Genomic DNA, 15,614 nt, shown 5'->3' on the forward strand with positions numbered 1-15,614 from the left:
CGAGCGCTTTCCAGGGGATCGATTGCCGAAAGATTTCCGTCTCGGCCACACTTGTTGCATAATCGCCACAATGCGTTGCATACATCCGACGCAATCACTGGCTCTAGACGGCGACATGGCCCTGCACGCACCGACACTGAGCAAATCGCTTTTCAGCAATACGGGCGCGCGAGACGGTCGCCGGCTGCTTGCGCTGCCGGGCGTGATCGCCGTTGCCGGTGCGCTGGTGACGGCGGCGATCTCCTTCGCCATTCTGGTCGGCGCGACGCCGATCACGCCCGACGCGAGGACGACGCTGGCGCTGATTGCGCTTAATGCGGCGTTCGTCCTGTTTCTGATCTTGCTGGTCGGCCGCGAGGTGCATCGCATCCTGATGGCACGACGGCATGGCAAGGCTGCGTCGCGCCTGCATGTGCGCATAGTGGCGATGTTTGCGCTGGTCGCCGCCATCCCCGCGATCATGGTGGCGATCATCGCGTCGATCACGCTCGACATCGGCCTCGACCGCTGGTTCGAGATCCGCACCAAAACGATCGTCAATTCGTCGTTGTCGATCGCTGACGCCTATGTGCAGGAAAACGCACGAAATCTTCAGGGCACGACGTTGTCGATGGCTTACGACCTCGACGCTTCGCGCACGCTTTACGGCCTCGATCGTACCGGTTTTCTCGACCTCATGAACAAGGAGGCGGTGGGACGCTCGCTGGCGCACGCAGCACTCATCAAGCCCGATGGTTCCTTCGTTATGAGCGCCAAGACCGACGCGGACTTTGCCATGCCGGAGCCGCCTGAGGGCGCCGTGGCAAGCGCTGCCGACGGCAAGCCGGTGCTGATAGAACCGCGCACCCGCAACATCATGGGTGCCATCGTCAAGCTGCGCGAGATCGACGGCCTCTATCTCTACACCATCCGCCTCGTCGATCCCGAGGTGATCAAGGCGCGGCAGATCGTCAAATCCAACACCGCCGAATATCGCGGTCTCGAAGACAATCGCCGCACCTCGCAAGTGGCTTTCGCGCTTCCCTATCTGTCGCTGACGCTGATCATCATCCTGTCCGCCATCTGGACCGGCATTGCGGTGGCCGACCGCCTGGTGCGGCCGATTCGTCAGCTCATCGGCGCGGCCGATGAGGTCGCTACCGGCAATCTCGACGTAGCCGTGCCTGTCCGCCCCTCCGACGGTGACGTCGCCTCGCTCGGCGACACCTTCAACAAGATGCTGATGGAGCTGAAATCGCAGCGCAACGAGATCCTGTCGGCCAAGGATTTGATCGACGAGCGGCGGCGCTTTTCGGAGGCGGTGCTTGCCGGCGTCACCGCCGGGGTCATCGGCGTCGATCCATATGGCATCGTCACCATCGTCAACCGTTCGGCCGAAACGATGCTGGCCATATCCGCCACGGCAGCGCTTGGGCAGAACCTTTCCGCCGTGCTGCCGCATGTCGGCCGCGTCTTCGAGATCGGCCGCAAATCGGGCAAGCCGGTCTATCGCGAACAGGTCACCTTCTATCGTGCCGGCACCGAACGGACCTTCAACGTGCAGATCACGATTGAAGCCGGCGACGACGGTTCGGAGGATAAATCCTACGTCGTGACAGTCGACGACATTACCGATCTGGTCCAGGCACAGCGTTCCTCTGCATGGGCCGACGTGGCGCGGCGCATCGCCCACGAGATCAAGAACCCGTTGACGCCGATCCAGCTTTCGGCCGAGCGCATCAAGCGCCGTTATGGCAAGGTCATCACCGAGGACCGTGAGGTTTTCGATCAATGCACCGACACCATCATCCGGCAAGTGGAGGACATCGGCCGCATGGTCGACGAGTTCTCGGCGTTCGCCCGCATGCCGAAACCGGAAATGAAGGCCATCGATCTGCGCGATTCGTTGCGCGAGGCCTCGTTCCTGGTCGAAGTGAGCCGCGCCGACATCACCTTCGAGCGCGTCTTCGGCAATGAGCCACTCAAAGGCACGTTCGACAGCCGGCTGATGGCGCAGGCGTTCGGCAACGTCATCAAGAATGCTGCCGAAGCCATCGACGGACTTGATGCAGAGGATCGTCCGCACGGCATAATCCGGATTCAAGCCGGGCGTCAGAATGGCGCGATTCGAATCGACGTCATCGACAACGGCAGGGGCTTGCCGCGCGAAAACCGGCAGCGCTTGCTCGAGCCTTACATGACGACACGCGAGAAAGGCACCGGGCTTGGCCTCGCTATCGTCAAGAAGATCGTGGAGGACCATGGCGGGCGACTCGAATTGCACGATGCACCAGCGGACTTCCACGATGGGCGGGGTGCAATGATCAGCATCATCCTGCCGGTTGCCGCCACCGTTCCGATACGCGGCGAGGGCAAGACGGAACACGAAAAAGAAACTGAAAAGGTCGGAAATGGCGTCTGATATTCTCATCGTCGATGACGAGGAAGACATCCGCGAACTCGTCGCCGGTATCCTGAGCGACGAAGGTCACGAAACACGCACGGCGTTTGATGCCGACAGCGCGCTGGCGGCGGTCGCCGACCGGGCACCCAGGCTGGTCTTCCTCGACATCTGGCTGCAGGGCTCGCGGCTCGATGGCCTGGCCTTGCTGGACGAGATCAAGACGATGCACCCGAACCTGCCGGTGGTGATGATCTCGGGCCATGGCAATATCGAAACGGCAGTCTCGGCCATTCGCCGCGGCGCCTATGATTTCATCGAAAAGCCATTCAAGGCCGACAGGCTGATCCTCATTGCCGAACGGGCGCTCGAAACCTCCAAATTGAGACGCGAGGTTTCGGATCTCAAGCTGCGCAGCGGCGAGACTTTCGACCTCATCGGCATGTCATCGGCAATGAGCCAATTGCGCCAGACCATCGAGCGCGTCGCGCCGACCAACAGCCGCGTCATGATTATCGGCCCCTCCGGCTCGGGCAAGGAACTGGCGGCGCGCGCCATCCACGCACTGTCGGCGCGCAAGAGTGCACCGTTTGTGACGCTGAGCGCCGCCAACATCACCCCAGAGCGTATGGAGATCGAGCTGTTCGGCACCGAATCGAACGGCGTCGAACGCAAGGTCGGCGCGCTGGAGGAAGCCCATCGCGGCATTCTCTACATCGATGAAGTGGCCGACATGCCGCGCGAGACGCAAAACAAGATCCTGCGCGTGTTGGTCGAACAGCAGTTCGAGCGGGTAGGGGGCACCAAGCGGGTCAAGGTCGACGTGCGCATCGTCTCGTCGACCTCGCAGAACCTGGAAGCCATGATCGCCGACGGCCGTTTCCGTGAGGACCTTTATCATCGCCTGGCCGTGGTTCCGGTCATGGTGCCGGGACTGGCCGAGCGTCGCGAGGACATTCCTTATCTGGTCGACAATTTCATGAAGCAGATCGCTCGCCAGGCCGGCATAAAGCCGCGCCGCATCGGCGACGACGCGCTGGCGGTGCTGCAGGCGCATAACTGGCCGGGCAACGTTCGCCAGTTGCGCAACAATGTCGAGCGGCTGATGATCCTGGCGCGCGGCGACGATGTCGATGCGCCGATCACCGCCGATCTCCTGCCTGCCGAGATCGGCGACGTCATGCCGCGCACTCCAAACAAATCCGATCAGCACATAATGGCGCTGCCGCTGCGGGAAGCGCGCGAACAATTCGAGAAGGACTATCTGATCGCCCAGATCAACCGTTTTGGCGGCAATATCTCGAAGACGGCAGAGTTTATCGGCATGGAACGCTCTGCATTGCACCGCAAGCTGAAGTCGCTGGGCGTCTGACAGCCAAACCAGTCGTGGCCCACCCAATTATCGGTTACGGCGGTCTTGGAATCGCATAAGAAAGCTGGACTTCTTTCAGGGATTAGCCATGCCGCGCATTGCGTATGTGAACGGGCGCTACGTCGCTCACGCCGAAGCTTCCGTGCATATCGAGGACCGTGGCTATCAATTCGCCGACGGCGTCTACGAGGTCTGCGAGGTGGCACGAGGCTTCATCGTCGACATGCCGCGCCATCTCGCCCGATTGAACCGCTCACTTGCCGAACTCTCGATCGATTGGCCGATCACGCGCGGCGTGCTGCCGCTCGTCATGCGCGAGGTGGTGCGCCGCAACCATGTCGTCGACGGCCTGGTCTATGTCCAGGTGACACGCGGCGTCGCCAGCCGCGAGTTTTTCTTCCCGCCGGCGGACACGAAGCCGTCGCTGGTGGTGACTGCCAAAAAAGCCGATCCTGCAGCTGCCGCGAAGCGGGCCGAGAGCGGGATCCGGGTTATCACGGTGCCGGAGAACCGGTGGGATCGGGTCGATATCAAGTCGGTCGGCCTGCTGCCGAACGTGCTGGCCAAGCAGAAAGCCAAGGAAGCCGGCGCTCAGGAGGCCTGGTTCGTCGATGTCGACGGCACCGTCAAGGAAGGTGGATCGTCGAACGCCTGGATCATCACCGGGGATGGCGTGCTGGTGACGCGGCCGGCCGAGCACGGCATCCTGCGCGGCATCACCCGTACGACGCTGTTCGACGTGGCCGCCAAGCTCGGCCTGAAGATCGAGGAGCGCGGTTTTTCGGTGGCCGAAGCCAAGGCCGCGCGCGAGGTTTTCATCAGCTCCGCGACCACGATTGCCATGCCGGTGGTGGCGATCGATGGCGCTCCCGTCGCCAACGGCCACCCGGGCTCGATAACAGTTTCATTACGGCAGGCCTTTTTTGACGTTGCGGAAAAAAGTCCAGCCTGATAACCGCACAGATGGAATGAACATCAATATATCTCGTTCTGCTTGTCGTTACTGACGGCAAGATGGTGTTTGCGTGCTTGACATGTGCCGGCTAATTTGGCGCATTGGCCTGCAAACCGAAGGGGATCGGCGAAAGACAAGAACAATGGCGGAACGATCGCAAAATCTTCAGGACCTGTTCCTGAATTCAGTTCGCAAGAGCAAAAATCCACTCACCATCTTTCTCATCAACGGCGTGAAGCTGACCGGCGTGGTCACTTCGTTCGACAATTTCTGCGTTCTGCTGCGTCGCGACGGCCATTCCCAGCTTGTCTACAAGCACGCTATTTCCACGATCATGCCGAGCCAGCCGGTTCAGATGTTCGATGGTGAGGAAAGCCAGGGCGCCTGATTGGCACGTGAGAAAGACGCGGACCGCAGCGTTCGCGGAAAACCAGCACATCAGACCGGGACAGAGGCCAACGGCCCGACCCGGGCGGTGGTTATCGTGCCGGTGCTTACCCGGCAGCCTCGTGGCGACGACGACACCAACCGCCCCCGCCTGAGCCGTTCCGCCGAGGCTCGTCGCGACGAGGCCGTCGGCCTCGCCAGCGCAATCGACCTCGACCTGGTCCACACGGCGGTGGTGACCGTCAACGATCCACGCCCGGCGACCTTGCTCGGCAGCGGCAAGGTGGCGGAGTTCGCTGAGATCGTCAAAGAGGGCCACGCGGAAGTGGTCATTGTCGATCATCCGCTGACCCCGGTACAGCAGCGCAACCTCGAAAAAGAGTTGAACGCCAAGGTGCTCGACCGCACCGGGCTGATCCTGGAGATTTTCGGCGAGCGCGCCCGCACCAAGGAAGGCACGCTGCAGGTCGATCTTGCCCATCTCAACTACCAGAAAGGCCGCCTTGTGCGGAGCTGGACCCACCTCGAGCGCCAGCGTGGCGGCGCCGGCTTTCTCGGCGGCCCTGGCGAGACCCAGATCGAGTCGGATCGGCGTGTGCTGCAGGACAAGATCACCAAGCTGAAGCACGAGCTCGAAACTGTGCGCCGCACCCGCGACCTGCACCGCGCCAAGCGCAAGAAGGTGCCATTTCCGGTGGTGGCGATCGTCGGCTACACCAATGCCGGCAAGTCGACTCTGTTCAACCGGATGACCGGAGCAGGGGTGCTGGCCGAAGACATGCTGTTTGCCACGCTCGACCCGACGCTGCGCCGCGTGCGCCTGCCGCACGGCACGCCGATCATCCTTTCCGATACGGTCGGCTTCATTTCCGACCTGCCAACGCATCTGGTCGCGGCCTTCAGGGCGACGCTGGAGGAAGTGGTCGAGGCAGACCTCGTCATTCATCTGCGCGACATCTCCGATCCCGATACGGCCGCGCAGGCCGAAGATGTCGAGCGCATCCTTGCCGATCTCGGCGTCGACGCCCGCGATAGCAAGCGCGTCATCGAAGTATGGAACAAGATCGACCGGCTCGACGAGGGCAACCGGGCGCGGCTGCTTGCCGATGGTGCTGACGGCAAGAAGGCACCGCCGATCGCCATATCGGCGGTAACCGGCGAGGGCATCGATGCGCTGAAGACGATCATCGAGACGATGATGTCGGGCGAACTGGAGACGTTCACCGTCACACTTAAGCCCGACCAACTCGGCGTCGTCGACTGGCTTTACCGCAACGGCGACATCGTCTCGCGCGACGACAATGAGGATGGCAGCGTGACCGTCGCGCTCAAGGCTACACACAGCGCTCGGCAGGAGATCGAAAGCCGATTGCGCCGTCAAAACAACGGGTAGAGGCGTTTACTTCGCGCTTTTTGCCTGCTGCCAGAGCGCTTCCATCTCGTCCAGCGTCGCCTCTTCGAGGCTGTTTCCCGACGCTTGCAGCGTCCGCTCGACATAGTGGAAGCGCGATCGGAATTTTTCGTTGGTGCCACTGAGTGCCGCTTCGGAATCAATTTTGAGGTGCCGGCCGAGATTGACGACCGCAAACAGCATGTCGCCGAACTCGTCCTTGATCGGCGCAGTGTCGCCTTTGGCCAGCGCCTCGCGTAGTTCGCCGATCTCCTCCTCGATTTTGTCGAGGATCGGCGCCGCCTCGCTCCAGTCGAAGCCGACGCGGGCGGCCTTTTCCTGCAGCTTGAGCGCCCGGGGCAGCGCGGGCAGGGCGACCGGCACACTGTCGAGAAAGCCCTTGCCATGGTCTTCCGGGTCGAGCCCACGGGCGAGGCGCGCACTGCGCTTCTCCGCCTTTTCCTCTGCCTTGATCTTTTCCCACATGCCCTTGGCCATGCCGGCGCTGCGCGCCTTGTTGTCGCCGAAGACATGGGGGTGGCGGCGGATCATTTTTGTGGTGATGGCCTGGACCACATCGCCGAATGAAAATTCGCCGGCCTCCTCGGCCATTTGCGCGTGGTAGACCACTTGCAGCAGGAGATCGCCGAGTTCATCCCGCAGATCGTCGAGGTCGCCGCGCGCAATGGCGTCCGCCACTTCGTAGGCTTCCTCGATCGTGTATGGCGCGATTGTCGAAAAGTCCTGCTCGATATCCCACGGGCAACCGGTTTCCGGCGCCCGCAGCGCTGCCATGATCTCGATCAGCCGGGAAATGTCTTTCGAGGGTTTCATCTGGGAAACGCTATCCTGTACATGGCTGTGCGGCCAACGGCTTCAGCCGGTGAGGGCGCCTTGTCCACAGATGGGCGGCCAGACCATGATCCGAAAGTGGAAGCCGGTTTCCGGAAAAGATCCTAACTAGCAAAAAGTATCAGTCGAGCACGGAGACTATCGCCTTGGCGAGCGCATCCATGCCGTCCTCGGGCAGGCCGGCAACGTTGATGCGGCTGTCGCCGACCATGTAGATGGCATGCTCGGCGCGCAGCCGCTCGACTTGCGCTTCCGACAGGCCAAGCCGGGAAAACATGCCGCGATGGCTGGCGACGAAATCGAAACGGTCGGAGTTGGACTGCCGCCGCAGCGCCTCGGCGAACTGGACGCGCAGCCGCAGCATGCGCAGCCGCATCTCTTCAAGCTCTGCTTCCCAGTCGGCACGCAATGCGGGGTCTTCAAGCACGATGCGCACCGCCGCCGCGCCGTGGTCCGGCGGCATCGAATACATGGCGCGCGCCGCCGACAGCATCTGGCCCATCGCCAAATCCGCCTGCGCGCCACCTTTCGCCATGATCAGCGCTGCACCGACTCGGTCGCGATAGACGGCAAAGTTCTTCGAGCAGCTCGAGGCAACGACCATTTCCGGAACTTTTGCCGCCAGAAGGCGCAAGCCGGCGGCATCCGCATCAAGTCCCTCGCCAAAGCCCTGATAGGCGATGTCGACAAAGGGCAGCAGGCCGCGCTCAACGACAAGATCGGCAATGGCAGCCCATTGCGAGATGTCTAGATTGGCGCCTGTCGGGTTATGGCAACAGCCATGCAACAATACGACGTCGCCAGGATTCGCGGTTCTCAATGCATTCAGCATGTCGTCGAAGCGAACCGCACCAGAAGCAGCGTCGAAATAGGGATATTCGCGTGTCTGCAGGCCAGCGGCGCGCATCACCGGCATGTGGTTCGGCCATGTCGGATCCGATAGCCAGACCATCGCGTCGGTGCGGGTCCTTTTCAGCAGCTCTGCTACCAGCCGCAGCGCGCCGGAGCCGCCTGGCGCCTGCGCCGCACGAATGCGCGTCATGTCGGCGGCTGGGCCGAACACCAACCTGGCCATCGCCGCGTTGAAGGCAGTATCGCCGGCAAGGCCGAGATAGGTCTTGGTATCCTGGCCCTGCAGCAGCCGCTTTTCGGCTTCGCGCACCGCGCGCATCACCGGCGTCTTGCCGTCGCGATCCCTATAAACGCCGACCCCAAGATCGACCTTGTCGGGACGCGGGTCGGCGCGATAGAGACCGATCAAGGCCAGGATCTTGTCGGCAGGCGCGGGCTGGAGATTTTCGAACATCGATAAGGTTCCGTTGGCGGCGGAGTGATACGCAAACCGGCCGTACTTTGCCAGCAGTTTCATATGCGCCAACTCGGCGCCGGTTTGCCTCGAGGGCGGCCAATACTATCTGGCGGGCGAGAGCGGGCCCGATATCTCCCAGGACGAGAACGCGGCGAGCCGTAAGAAAATTTCGGGGAGAGCGGGATTAACATCCCGACCTGCTCCGTAAACAGGACATGAAACGGCCGATGCCACGCTTCGATATTCTGGGACAGCTCGGTTCGCTGCGCCGCTATGCACGCTCGCTGACGCGCGACAGCGCCGATGCAGAGGATCTGCTGCATGATGCGCTGGTGCGTGCCTATGAGCGACGCGGCAGCTTCCGCTCCGGCGGAAATCTTCGCGTATGGCTGCTGTCGATCGTCCATAATGCATTCATCGACGGTCTGCGGTCCCGCAAATCCGAAGCAATGCGCATCGAACAGGCCGGCTATCTCGCCGAGGCGAATGTCCAGGCTCCGCAGGAACATTCGGTCCGTCTGGCGCAGGTGCGCGAAGCGTTTTTCGAATTGCCGGAGGAGCAGCGTTCGGCGTTGCATCTCGTCGCCATCGAGGGGCTTAGCTACAGCCAGGCCGCTGAGGTGAGTGGCGTGCCGCTTGGCACGCTGATGTCGCGCATCGGCAGGGCGCGTGCGGCCCTGCGCGAGATGGAGGACGCGGTGCCGGCACGCGCGAAAGGCCATCTGAAGATCGTCGGAGGTGGATCATGAACCAACTGCGCGATCCCGTAACCGGCGCCGATCTCGACGCCTATGTCGACGATCAGCTGGACGTGGCTCGTCGCATCGAGGTCGAGGCGTTCCTTTCGGCCCGCCCGGACGCGGCCGCGCGGGTGATGTCCGACTTACGGATGCGTGACGAATTGCGCGTGGCGCTTGCCGGATCGAAAGGCATGGCGCGGCCCGCGACGGCCGATGCTGCACGACGGCTGGAGCGGGGATTGGCGCGCGGCCGCGTCCTTGGTGCTTTGCAGCGAGTTGCGGCAGTCGCTGTCTTCGTCGCTGCCGGCTGGCTTGCGAACGGGCTCATCGGACCGATATCGGTGACGGAAGTCGTCGCTTCGACCCATCCGCCGGCCTATGTGGAGGACGCGGTCCGGGCGCACCGCACGACGCTCGTGCGCGAGGCGATGTCGTCGCAACCCGAAGCACCCGGCTACAATGCCGACGAAATCCGCGCCGCGACGGCGATCGTGATGCCATCGCTGCCAGCGGACTGGACGGTCCGTGACGTGCAGATCTATCCATCGCAATTCGGACCGAGCGTCGAGATGGCTGTCGAGACGAAAGAGATGGGGCTGGTCTCGTTGTTCGCGATCAGGCCCGGAACATTCGACGTCGTCAAGCCGACCGTCGTTCCCTCGGGCGAAGTTTCCTCGGCTTATTTCCAGATCGGCGAGGTCGCCTACGCGGTCGTCGGACGCAGCGATGTCGGCGGTCTCGATCGCACGGCCGAAGCCCTCGCCAAAACGCTTTACTGATCGACCTGCAAGAAGGAGAACCACATGAACAATCTCGGATATATCGGGGCCGGAGCCCGAGCCGGAGCCGTCTACGATGAAGGCCTGCGCCGGCACATGCTGCGCGTCTATAACTATATGGGCCTTGGCCTCGTCGTTACGGGCGTGATCGCGTTCGTGGTGGCTTCCACGCCCGCTCTTTACGTGCCGATCTTCTCCACACCGCTGAAATGGGTGGTGATGCTGGCCCCGCTGGCCTTTGTGCTCTTGTTCTCGTTTCGGATGCAGGCGATGTCGGCAGGCGGCGCCCAGGCGATGTTCTGGGCATTCTGCGCGGTCATGGGCCTGTCGCTGGCTTCCGTGTTCCTGGTCTTTACCGGCACCAGCATCGCACGCACCTTCTTCATCGCCGCCACCATGTTCGGCGCGACCAGCCTTTACGGGTACACGACCAAACGCGACCTGACGCAGTTTTCGTCGTTCCTGATCATGGGCCTGATCGGCGTGGTGATCGCCAGCATCGTCAATATCTTCCTGGGCTCGACCGCGCTCCAATTCGCGATCTCTGTGATCGGCATCGCCGTCTTCATCGGCCTCACCGCCTGGGATACCCAGACGATCAAGGAGCAGTATGCGGAAAACTTCGGCGCGGAATCACAGCAGAAACTCGCTGTCTTCGGGGCATTCTCGCTCTATCTGAACTTCATCAACATCTTCCAACTGCTGTTGAACTTCACCGGCGAGCGCGAATAGCCGGCGTTGAACCAAGACCGGAGTTGGACATCCTGGACAGAAACGATCAGCAAGCGATCGGACAGCTCTTCGAGAAGTTGGCAAGCGCCGAGCGCCAGGCGCCACCGCGCGATGCCGAAGCAGAGCGCTTCATCCAGGACCAGATCACCCAGCAGCCTGGGGCGCCATATTACATGGCCCAGACGATCGTGGTGCAGGAGCAGGCCCTGAACGCAGCTCAGGCGCGCATAGAAGAACTGGAGGAGCAGGCGCGGCAGCCGGCCGGCGGTGGACCGCTCAGCGGCTTCTTCGGCCGCAGCGGCGGCAGGCGCTCAGGCTCGGTTCCGCGGGTAGGGCGCACCGCCTCCGTTGCAACTGAAGGGCCGCAGGACACGCCACAACGGGCAGGCGGCGGTTTTCTTGCCGACGCCGCGCAGACCGCGATGGGCGTGGCGGGCGGCGTGCTGCTCGGCAACGCGATCGCCGGCGTGCTTGGCGGCAGCGAAGCGAAGGCAGCTGAACAGCCGACGCCGCAGCCGGACGAAGCCGATCAGGCAGGCGATTCCAGCTCCGATAATGGCGGTGACTTCGGTGATATGGAGTTCTGACGAGCGACCCAGCCTGTGCCTGTGCTGGCGCTGGTGACGATTGCGGGTCAGCATCGGCGAGGTGGCGAGGGCAACATCCGGGAAGCGAGCCCTCGCCGGCGGCTAATAGCCCAGGCGCTTCAGTTCAGCCTTGACCGCCGCGATCGTCCGCCGGCGGCTAATAGCCCAGGCGCTTCAGTTCAGCCTTGACCGCCGCGATCGTCTTGAAGCGGAAGTGCTTCGTTGCGCCGTCGCGCCAATGGCAGTCGCATGTGGTATCGAACTTCCGGCTCGCTTTCAATTGAGTCAGCGCCTTCTGGCCTGGCTTGGGGCCATCGAAGATGCGAACTTCGTAGAGCGTCCCTTCGACATCGTAGTGCATCTGAGCCCAGGAAAGTATCACGATCAGTTCCTTTGCCGGGTCGTGGTCGGCGTTGGCGAGGCCGAGCGCTATGACCGGTGTGTCGCCCTCTTGTTCACCGATCGTGACCTGGATTGCGCGATATCTGTTGTCAGCTAGCCGTTGTAGCGCGACGAGTGGGCGTTCCGGATATTCCTCAGTAGTCTGGTAATCGACGAAGAGTGTCTGGAGGCCGTTCCAGCTCACGGCTGTGGTGTGCGGATCAGCATTGTCGGCGAACCCAACAACACGTTTGGCGAAAGCCAGGTCGTTCTCGCCTGGCGCACGATCAAAGTCCTGCGCTCGCGCGCCAGTGAGCGCGCAGGCGAGGGTGAGGGCAAGACTTGCAAGTAGCGGGAGTGTGTTCATGATTCCCAACCCTAGCATGCCCGTTGCCCCACAGCGCTGTTGCGAATGTCTAAGAGTGACCGGCCTGATCTCGCCGCCAACGGATGCTATAGGCGTAGTCGCATAAGATAGATTATGGAACTGGCATGGCCGATTGGATGTGACGTGAAGATAGCACCTCGCGAGATCCAACTCGGGAACCCAGGCCGTAAAAACTTAGTCTTTCACGCTGATTCGTAAGGGATTTCGATCGTCATGCCGTCATAAGCAGGCTCGACGTTGGCCGGCGTCTCGGCCATTACCGTAGCGTAGTCGAGTGGCACATGCATATGCGTCAGCACCGCGTTCTTCGGCGCCAGTCTTTCGATCCAGCCAAGCGCCTGGCCAAGCGACAGATGGCTCGGATGGACGGTGTATTGCAGCGCGTCGATGACCAGCATGTCCAGCCCGCGCAAACGCTTGGCGGTCGCCTCCGGAAAGTCGCTGACGTCAGGGCAATAGGCCAGCCCGCCGATGCGGAAACCCAGCGAGGTGATGTCGCCATGGAGCTGCAGCAGCGGTTCGAGGGTGAGGGCGCCGCCCTCGCCTGCGATCACCACCGGCCTGTGGTGGTCGATGATATGGGCGTTGACGATCGGCGGATACGAACTGCCTTTCGGTGTTTCGAAACAGTAGCGGAACGCCTCGCGTAGGCGCAGCATGGTAGCCTGATCCGCATGGATGTCGATCCGGTGGCGCTGCTCGAGCACGAAGCCGCGCAAATCGTCGATGCCGTGGATATGGTCGGCATGCGGATGTGTATAGACCACCGCATCGATGCGCTTGACCGATGCCAGCAGCATCTGCTCGCGGAAATCCGGGCCGGTGTCGATGACGACCGTGGTCCGGGCGCCACTCGCCGCGATCCGCTCGACGAGCGCTGCGGTGCGCGTGCGCCGGTTCCGGGGGTCCGCGGGATCGCAATTGCCCCAGTCGCCGGTGATGCGTGGCGTGCCCGGCGATGAGCCGCAGCCGAGGACGGTAAGACGTAACCGGTCGCTCATGCGTCAGGCGCCCGGCGCGCTCGGGCGCGGCATTTTCCTAAACAGCCGGAAGAAATTATCCGTGGTGATATTAGCGATCTCGGCCTCGCTGAAGCCGATCGTCTCGGCCAGCACCTTGGCTGTATGCGCGACATAGGCGGGCTCATTACGCTTACCGCGAAACGGGATTGGCGCAAGGTATGGCGCGTCGGTTTCGAGCAGCAGACGGTCGCGCGGCACATCGGCGGCGACGGCGCGCAGCTCGGCGGAGTTCTTGAAGGTCAGGATGCCGGAAAACGAGACGTAGCCGCCGAGCGCCACGCCGATCTCGGCCAGCCGGCGCCCCGACGAAAAACAGTGCAGGATGAAGGGGAAGGCGCCCTTCCCCGTTTCTTCTTCGAGGATATCAGCCATGTCGTCGTCGGCGTCGCGCGAATGGATGACCAGCGGCAGACCGGTCACGCGCGCCGCGGCGATGTGGGTGCGAAAGCCCTGCGCCTGTGCGTCGCGCGGCGCATGATCGTAGAAATAGTCGAGTCCGGCCTCGCCAATCGCCACCACTTTGCGATGAGCAGAGAGCCGCACCAGATCATCGACAGTGACATCAAGCTCTTCGGCCGCATTATGCGGATGGGTGCCGACCGAGCAATAGACCTCATCGAAAGTCTCTGCAATCTCAAGCACTTGGTTAAATCGCTTCACCCTCGTCGAGATCGTCACCATTCGGCCGATGCCGGCCGCTAGGGCGCGGGCGACAATGGCCGTCCGCTCTTCGGCGAAATCCGGAAAGTCGAGGTGGCAGTGACTGTCGACCAGCATCAGGCGTTCGCGTCCTGCTTTTCGTAACGCGGAAAGACCGCCTCCGGCGCGGGCAATGCCGTGCCGGGCACCAGCGCATAGTCGGCGTGGACATGCGCAAAGTCACGGTTGTCTGCCGGCACCGCCAGCAGGTCGAGCAGCTTAGCAGCCGACCCCGGAACAAAGGGCTGGCAGAGCAGCGTCACGCGCCGGACGACTTCGATCGTCGTCCACAGAACTGTCTTCATACGCTCTGGATCGCTTTTGCTTAGCGCCCAGGGTTGCTGAGAGGCGAAATAGCGGTCAGCTTCGGCCACCACTCCGAAGATCGCCGCCAGCGCCAAATGGATGCCCTGATCCGCCATCGCCTTTCGCGCGACGGCGAGTGCCCCCACCGCTTGGTCGAGGATGGCGCTGTCGGCTTCGGTCAGTTCGCCGCGCTTTGGCACCGCGCCGCTGCAGTTCTTGGCGACCATCTTCAGCGAGCGCTGCGCCAGGTTGCCGAGGCCATTGGCAAGGTCGGCATTGGTGCGGTTGACGATCGCATCATGGCTGTAGCTGCCGTCCTGGCCGAACGGCACTTCGCGCAGCAAGAAATAGCGCACCTGGTCGAGGCCGTAGTGCTCGATCATCGCGAACGGGTCGATGACGTTGCCGACCGACTTCGACATTTTCTCGCCGCGGTTGAACAAAAAACCATGCGCGAACACGCGCTTCGGCAATTCGATGCCAGCCGACATCAGGAAAGCCGGCCAGTAGACCGCGTGGAAGCGGACGATGTCCTTGCCGATGACGTGCGCGTTTGCCGGCCAGAACGACCATCTCTCATTGGCCGGATCCGGATAGCCGGCGGCGGTGATGTAGTTGGTCAAGGCGTCGACCCAGACATACATCACATGCTTCTCGTCGCCCGGCACCGGGATGCCCCAGTCGAACGTGGTGCGCGAGATCGATAGGTCCTTCAGGCCGGACCTGACGAAGCTCATCACCTCATTGCGCCTCTCGGCAGGACCGACGAAATCGGGCTGGTTTTCGTAAAGTGCAAGGAGCCTGTCCTGATAAGCCGACAGCCGGAAGAAGTAGCTCTCTTCCTCGACCCATTCGACCGGCGTCCCCTGCGGCCCATAGCGGACATTGTCGGCACGCACCTCGGTCTCTTCTTCGCCGTAATAGGCTTCGTCACGCACCGAGTACCAGCCGGCATAGCCGCCCTTATAGACGTCGCCATTGGCGGCCATCGCCTTCCAGATCGCCTGCGAGGCCTTGTAGTGCCGCTTTTCCGTGGTGCGGATGAAATCGTCGTTGGAGGCATCGAGCGCGACGGCCATGCGCTCGAAATCGGCCGAGTTGCGGTCTGCCAGCTCGCGCGCTGAAATACCTTCTCTCTTCGCCGTCTGCAGCATCTTTATGCCGTGCTCGTCGGTGCCGGTGAGAAAGAGCACGTCCTTACCGTCGAGCCGCTGGAAGCGGGCCAGCGCGTCGGTGGCAATCAACTCGTAGGCATGGCCGATATGCGGTTTGCCGTTCGGATAGGAAATAGCCGTCGTGACGTAGTATTTTTCGCGTGCCATGGATGAGCCGTCA

15 protein-coding genes are annotated in these 15,614 nt (G+C 62.4%); 9 read left to right on the forward strand and 6 right to left on the reverse strand.

The genetic code is table 11. The annotated features are described in order from the left end of the window. Positions 1–115 precede the first annotated feature (115 nt). The 5 genes from NKJ28_RS19165 (at position 116) to hflX (ending at position 6,487) form a co-directional block, all read left to right on the forward strand. Complete coding sequence (locus tag NKJ28_RS19165; protein WP_023675073.1) at positions 116–2,401, forward strand: sensor histidine kinase NtrY-like; 2,286 nt, start codon at positions 116–118, stop codon at positions 2,399–2,401. After that, entirely contained in the window at positions 2,391–3,752 is a 1,362-nt protein-coding gene (ntrX, locus tag NKJ28_RS19170; RefSeq protein ID WP_023675072.1) for a nitrogen assimilation response regulator NtrX, read from the forward strand. The genes NKJ28_RS19165 and ntrX overlap by 11 nt, the downstream gene beginning before the upstream one ends. An 88-nt stretch (positions 3,753–3,840) precedes the next feature. Continuing rightward, entirely contained in the window at positions 3,841–4,704 is an 864-nt protein-coding gene (locus NKJ28_RS19175) for a D-amino-acid transaminase (protein WP_023675071.1), read from the forward strand. 145 nt (positions 4,705–4,849) lie between these two features. Continuing rightward, positions 4,850–5,095: an RNA chaperone Hfq gene (gene hfq / locus NKJ28_RS19180; RefSeq protein WP_006202172.1), complete on the forward strand. Its 246-nt coding sequence runs from the start codon at positions 4,850–4,852 to the stop codon at positions 5,093–5,095. After that, positions 5,096–6,487, forward strand: coding sequence for a GTPase HflX (gene hflX / locus NKJ28_RS19185; protein WP_023675070.1), 1,392 nt, complete (start codon positions 5,096–5,098; stop codon positions 6,485–6,487). Positions 6,488–6,493: 6 nt separating this feature from the next. Here the strand turns inward: hflX and mazG are convergent, their stop codons facing one another. After that, positions 6,494–7,318 carry a nucleoside triphosphate pyrophosphohydrolase gene (gene mazG, locus NKJ28_RS19190; protein WP_023675069.1) on the reverse strand — a complete coding sequence of 275 codons (825 nt, stop codon included), beginning with the start codon at positions 7,316–7,318 and terminating at the stop codon, positions 6,494–6,496. 139 nt (positions 7,319–7,457) lie between these two features. After that, a complete protein-coding gene (locus tag NKJ28_RS19195; protein ID WP_023675068.1) occupies positions 7,458–8,642 on the reverse strand; it encodes an amino acid aminotransferase in 1,185 nt (394 codons plus the stop codon). Between the two features lie 218 nt (positions 8,643–8,860). Here NKJ28_RS19195 and NKJ28_RS19200 point away from each other — a divergent pair, with 218 nt between their 5' ends. From NKJ28_RS19200 to NKJ28_RS19215, 4 genes are read left to right on the forward strand one after another with little or no spacing between them, the layout of a single operon-like run. Beyond that, a complete protein-coding gene (locus tag NKJ28_RS19200) occupies positions 8,861–9,394 on the forward strand; it encodes a sigma-70 family RNA polymerase sigma factor (RefSeq protein WP_023675067.1) in 534 nt (177 codons plus the stop codon). Then, positions 9,391–10,164, forward strand: coding sequence for an anti-sigma factor family protein (locus NKJ28_RS19205; RefSeq protein WP_023675066.1), 774 nt, complete (start codon positions 9,391–9,393; stop codon positions 10,162–10,164). Before NKJ28_RS19200 ends, NKJ28_RS19205 begins: the two co-directional genes overlap by 4 nt. A 24-nt stretch (positions 10,165–10,188) precedes the next feature. Beyond that, positions 10,189–10,896 carry a Bax inhibitor-1/YccA family protein gene (locus NKJ28_RS19210; RefSeq protein WP_023675065.1) on the forward strand — a complete coding sequence of 236 codons (708 nt, stop codon included), beginning with the start codon at positions 10,189–10,191 and terminating at the stop codon, positions 10,894–10,896. A 23-nt stretch (positions 10,897–10,919) separates the two neighbouring features. Then, positions 10,920–11,483 carry a DUF2076 domain-containing protein gene (locus NKJ28_RS19215; RefSeq protein WP_245274627.1) on the forward strand — a complete coding sequence of 188 codons (564 nt, stop codon included), beginning with the start codon at positions 10,920–10,922 and terminating at the stop codon, positions 11,481–11,483. 157 nt (positions 11,484–11,640) lie between these two features. Here the strand turns inward: NKJ28_RS19215 and NKJ28_RS19220 are convergent, their stop codons facing one another. The 4 genes from NKJ28_RS19220 to metG all read right to left on the reverse strand — a co-directional run bounded on the left by NKJ28_RS19220 (position 11,641) and on the right by metG (position 15,601). Then, entirely contained in the window at positions 11,641–12,231 is a 591-nt protein-coding gene (locus NKJ28_RS19220; RefSeq protein WP_352636702.1) for a hypothetical protein, read from the reverse strand. Positions 12,232–12,434: 203 nt separating this feature from the next. After that, complete coding sequence (locus tag NKJ28_RS19225) at positions 12,435–13,253, reverse strand: MBL fold metallo-hydrolase (RefSeq protein WP_352636703.1); 819 nt, start codon at positions 13,251–13,253, stop codon at positions 12,435–12,437. A gap of 3 nt (positions 13,254–13,256) precedes the next feature. Continuing rightward, the gene (locus NKJ28_RS19230) at positions 13,257–14,051 is read right to left on the reverse strand and encodes a TatD family hydrolase (protein ID WP_352593880.1); all 795 of its coding nucleotides are present in this window, start codon (positions 14,049–14,051) and stop codon (positions 13,257–13,259) included. Next, positions 14,051–15,601, reverse strand: coding sequence for a methionine--tRNA ligase (gene metG / locus NKJ28_RS19235; protein ID WP_023675060.1), 1,551 nt, complete (start codon positions 15,599–15,601; stop codon positions 14,051–14,053). The genes NKJ28_RS19230 and metG overlap by 1 nt, the downstream gene beginning before the upstream one ends. Positions 15,602–15,614 lie beyond the last annotated feature (13 nt).

Origin of the sequence: Mesorhizobium sp. M0145, assembly GCF_040322355.1 — a bacterium.
GTDB lineage: Bacteria > Pseudomonadota > Alphaproteobacteria > Rhizobiales > Rhizobiaceae > Mesorhizobium.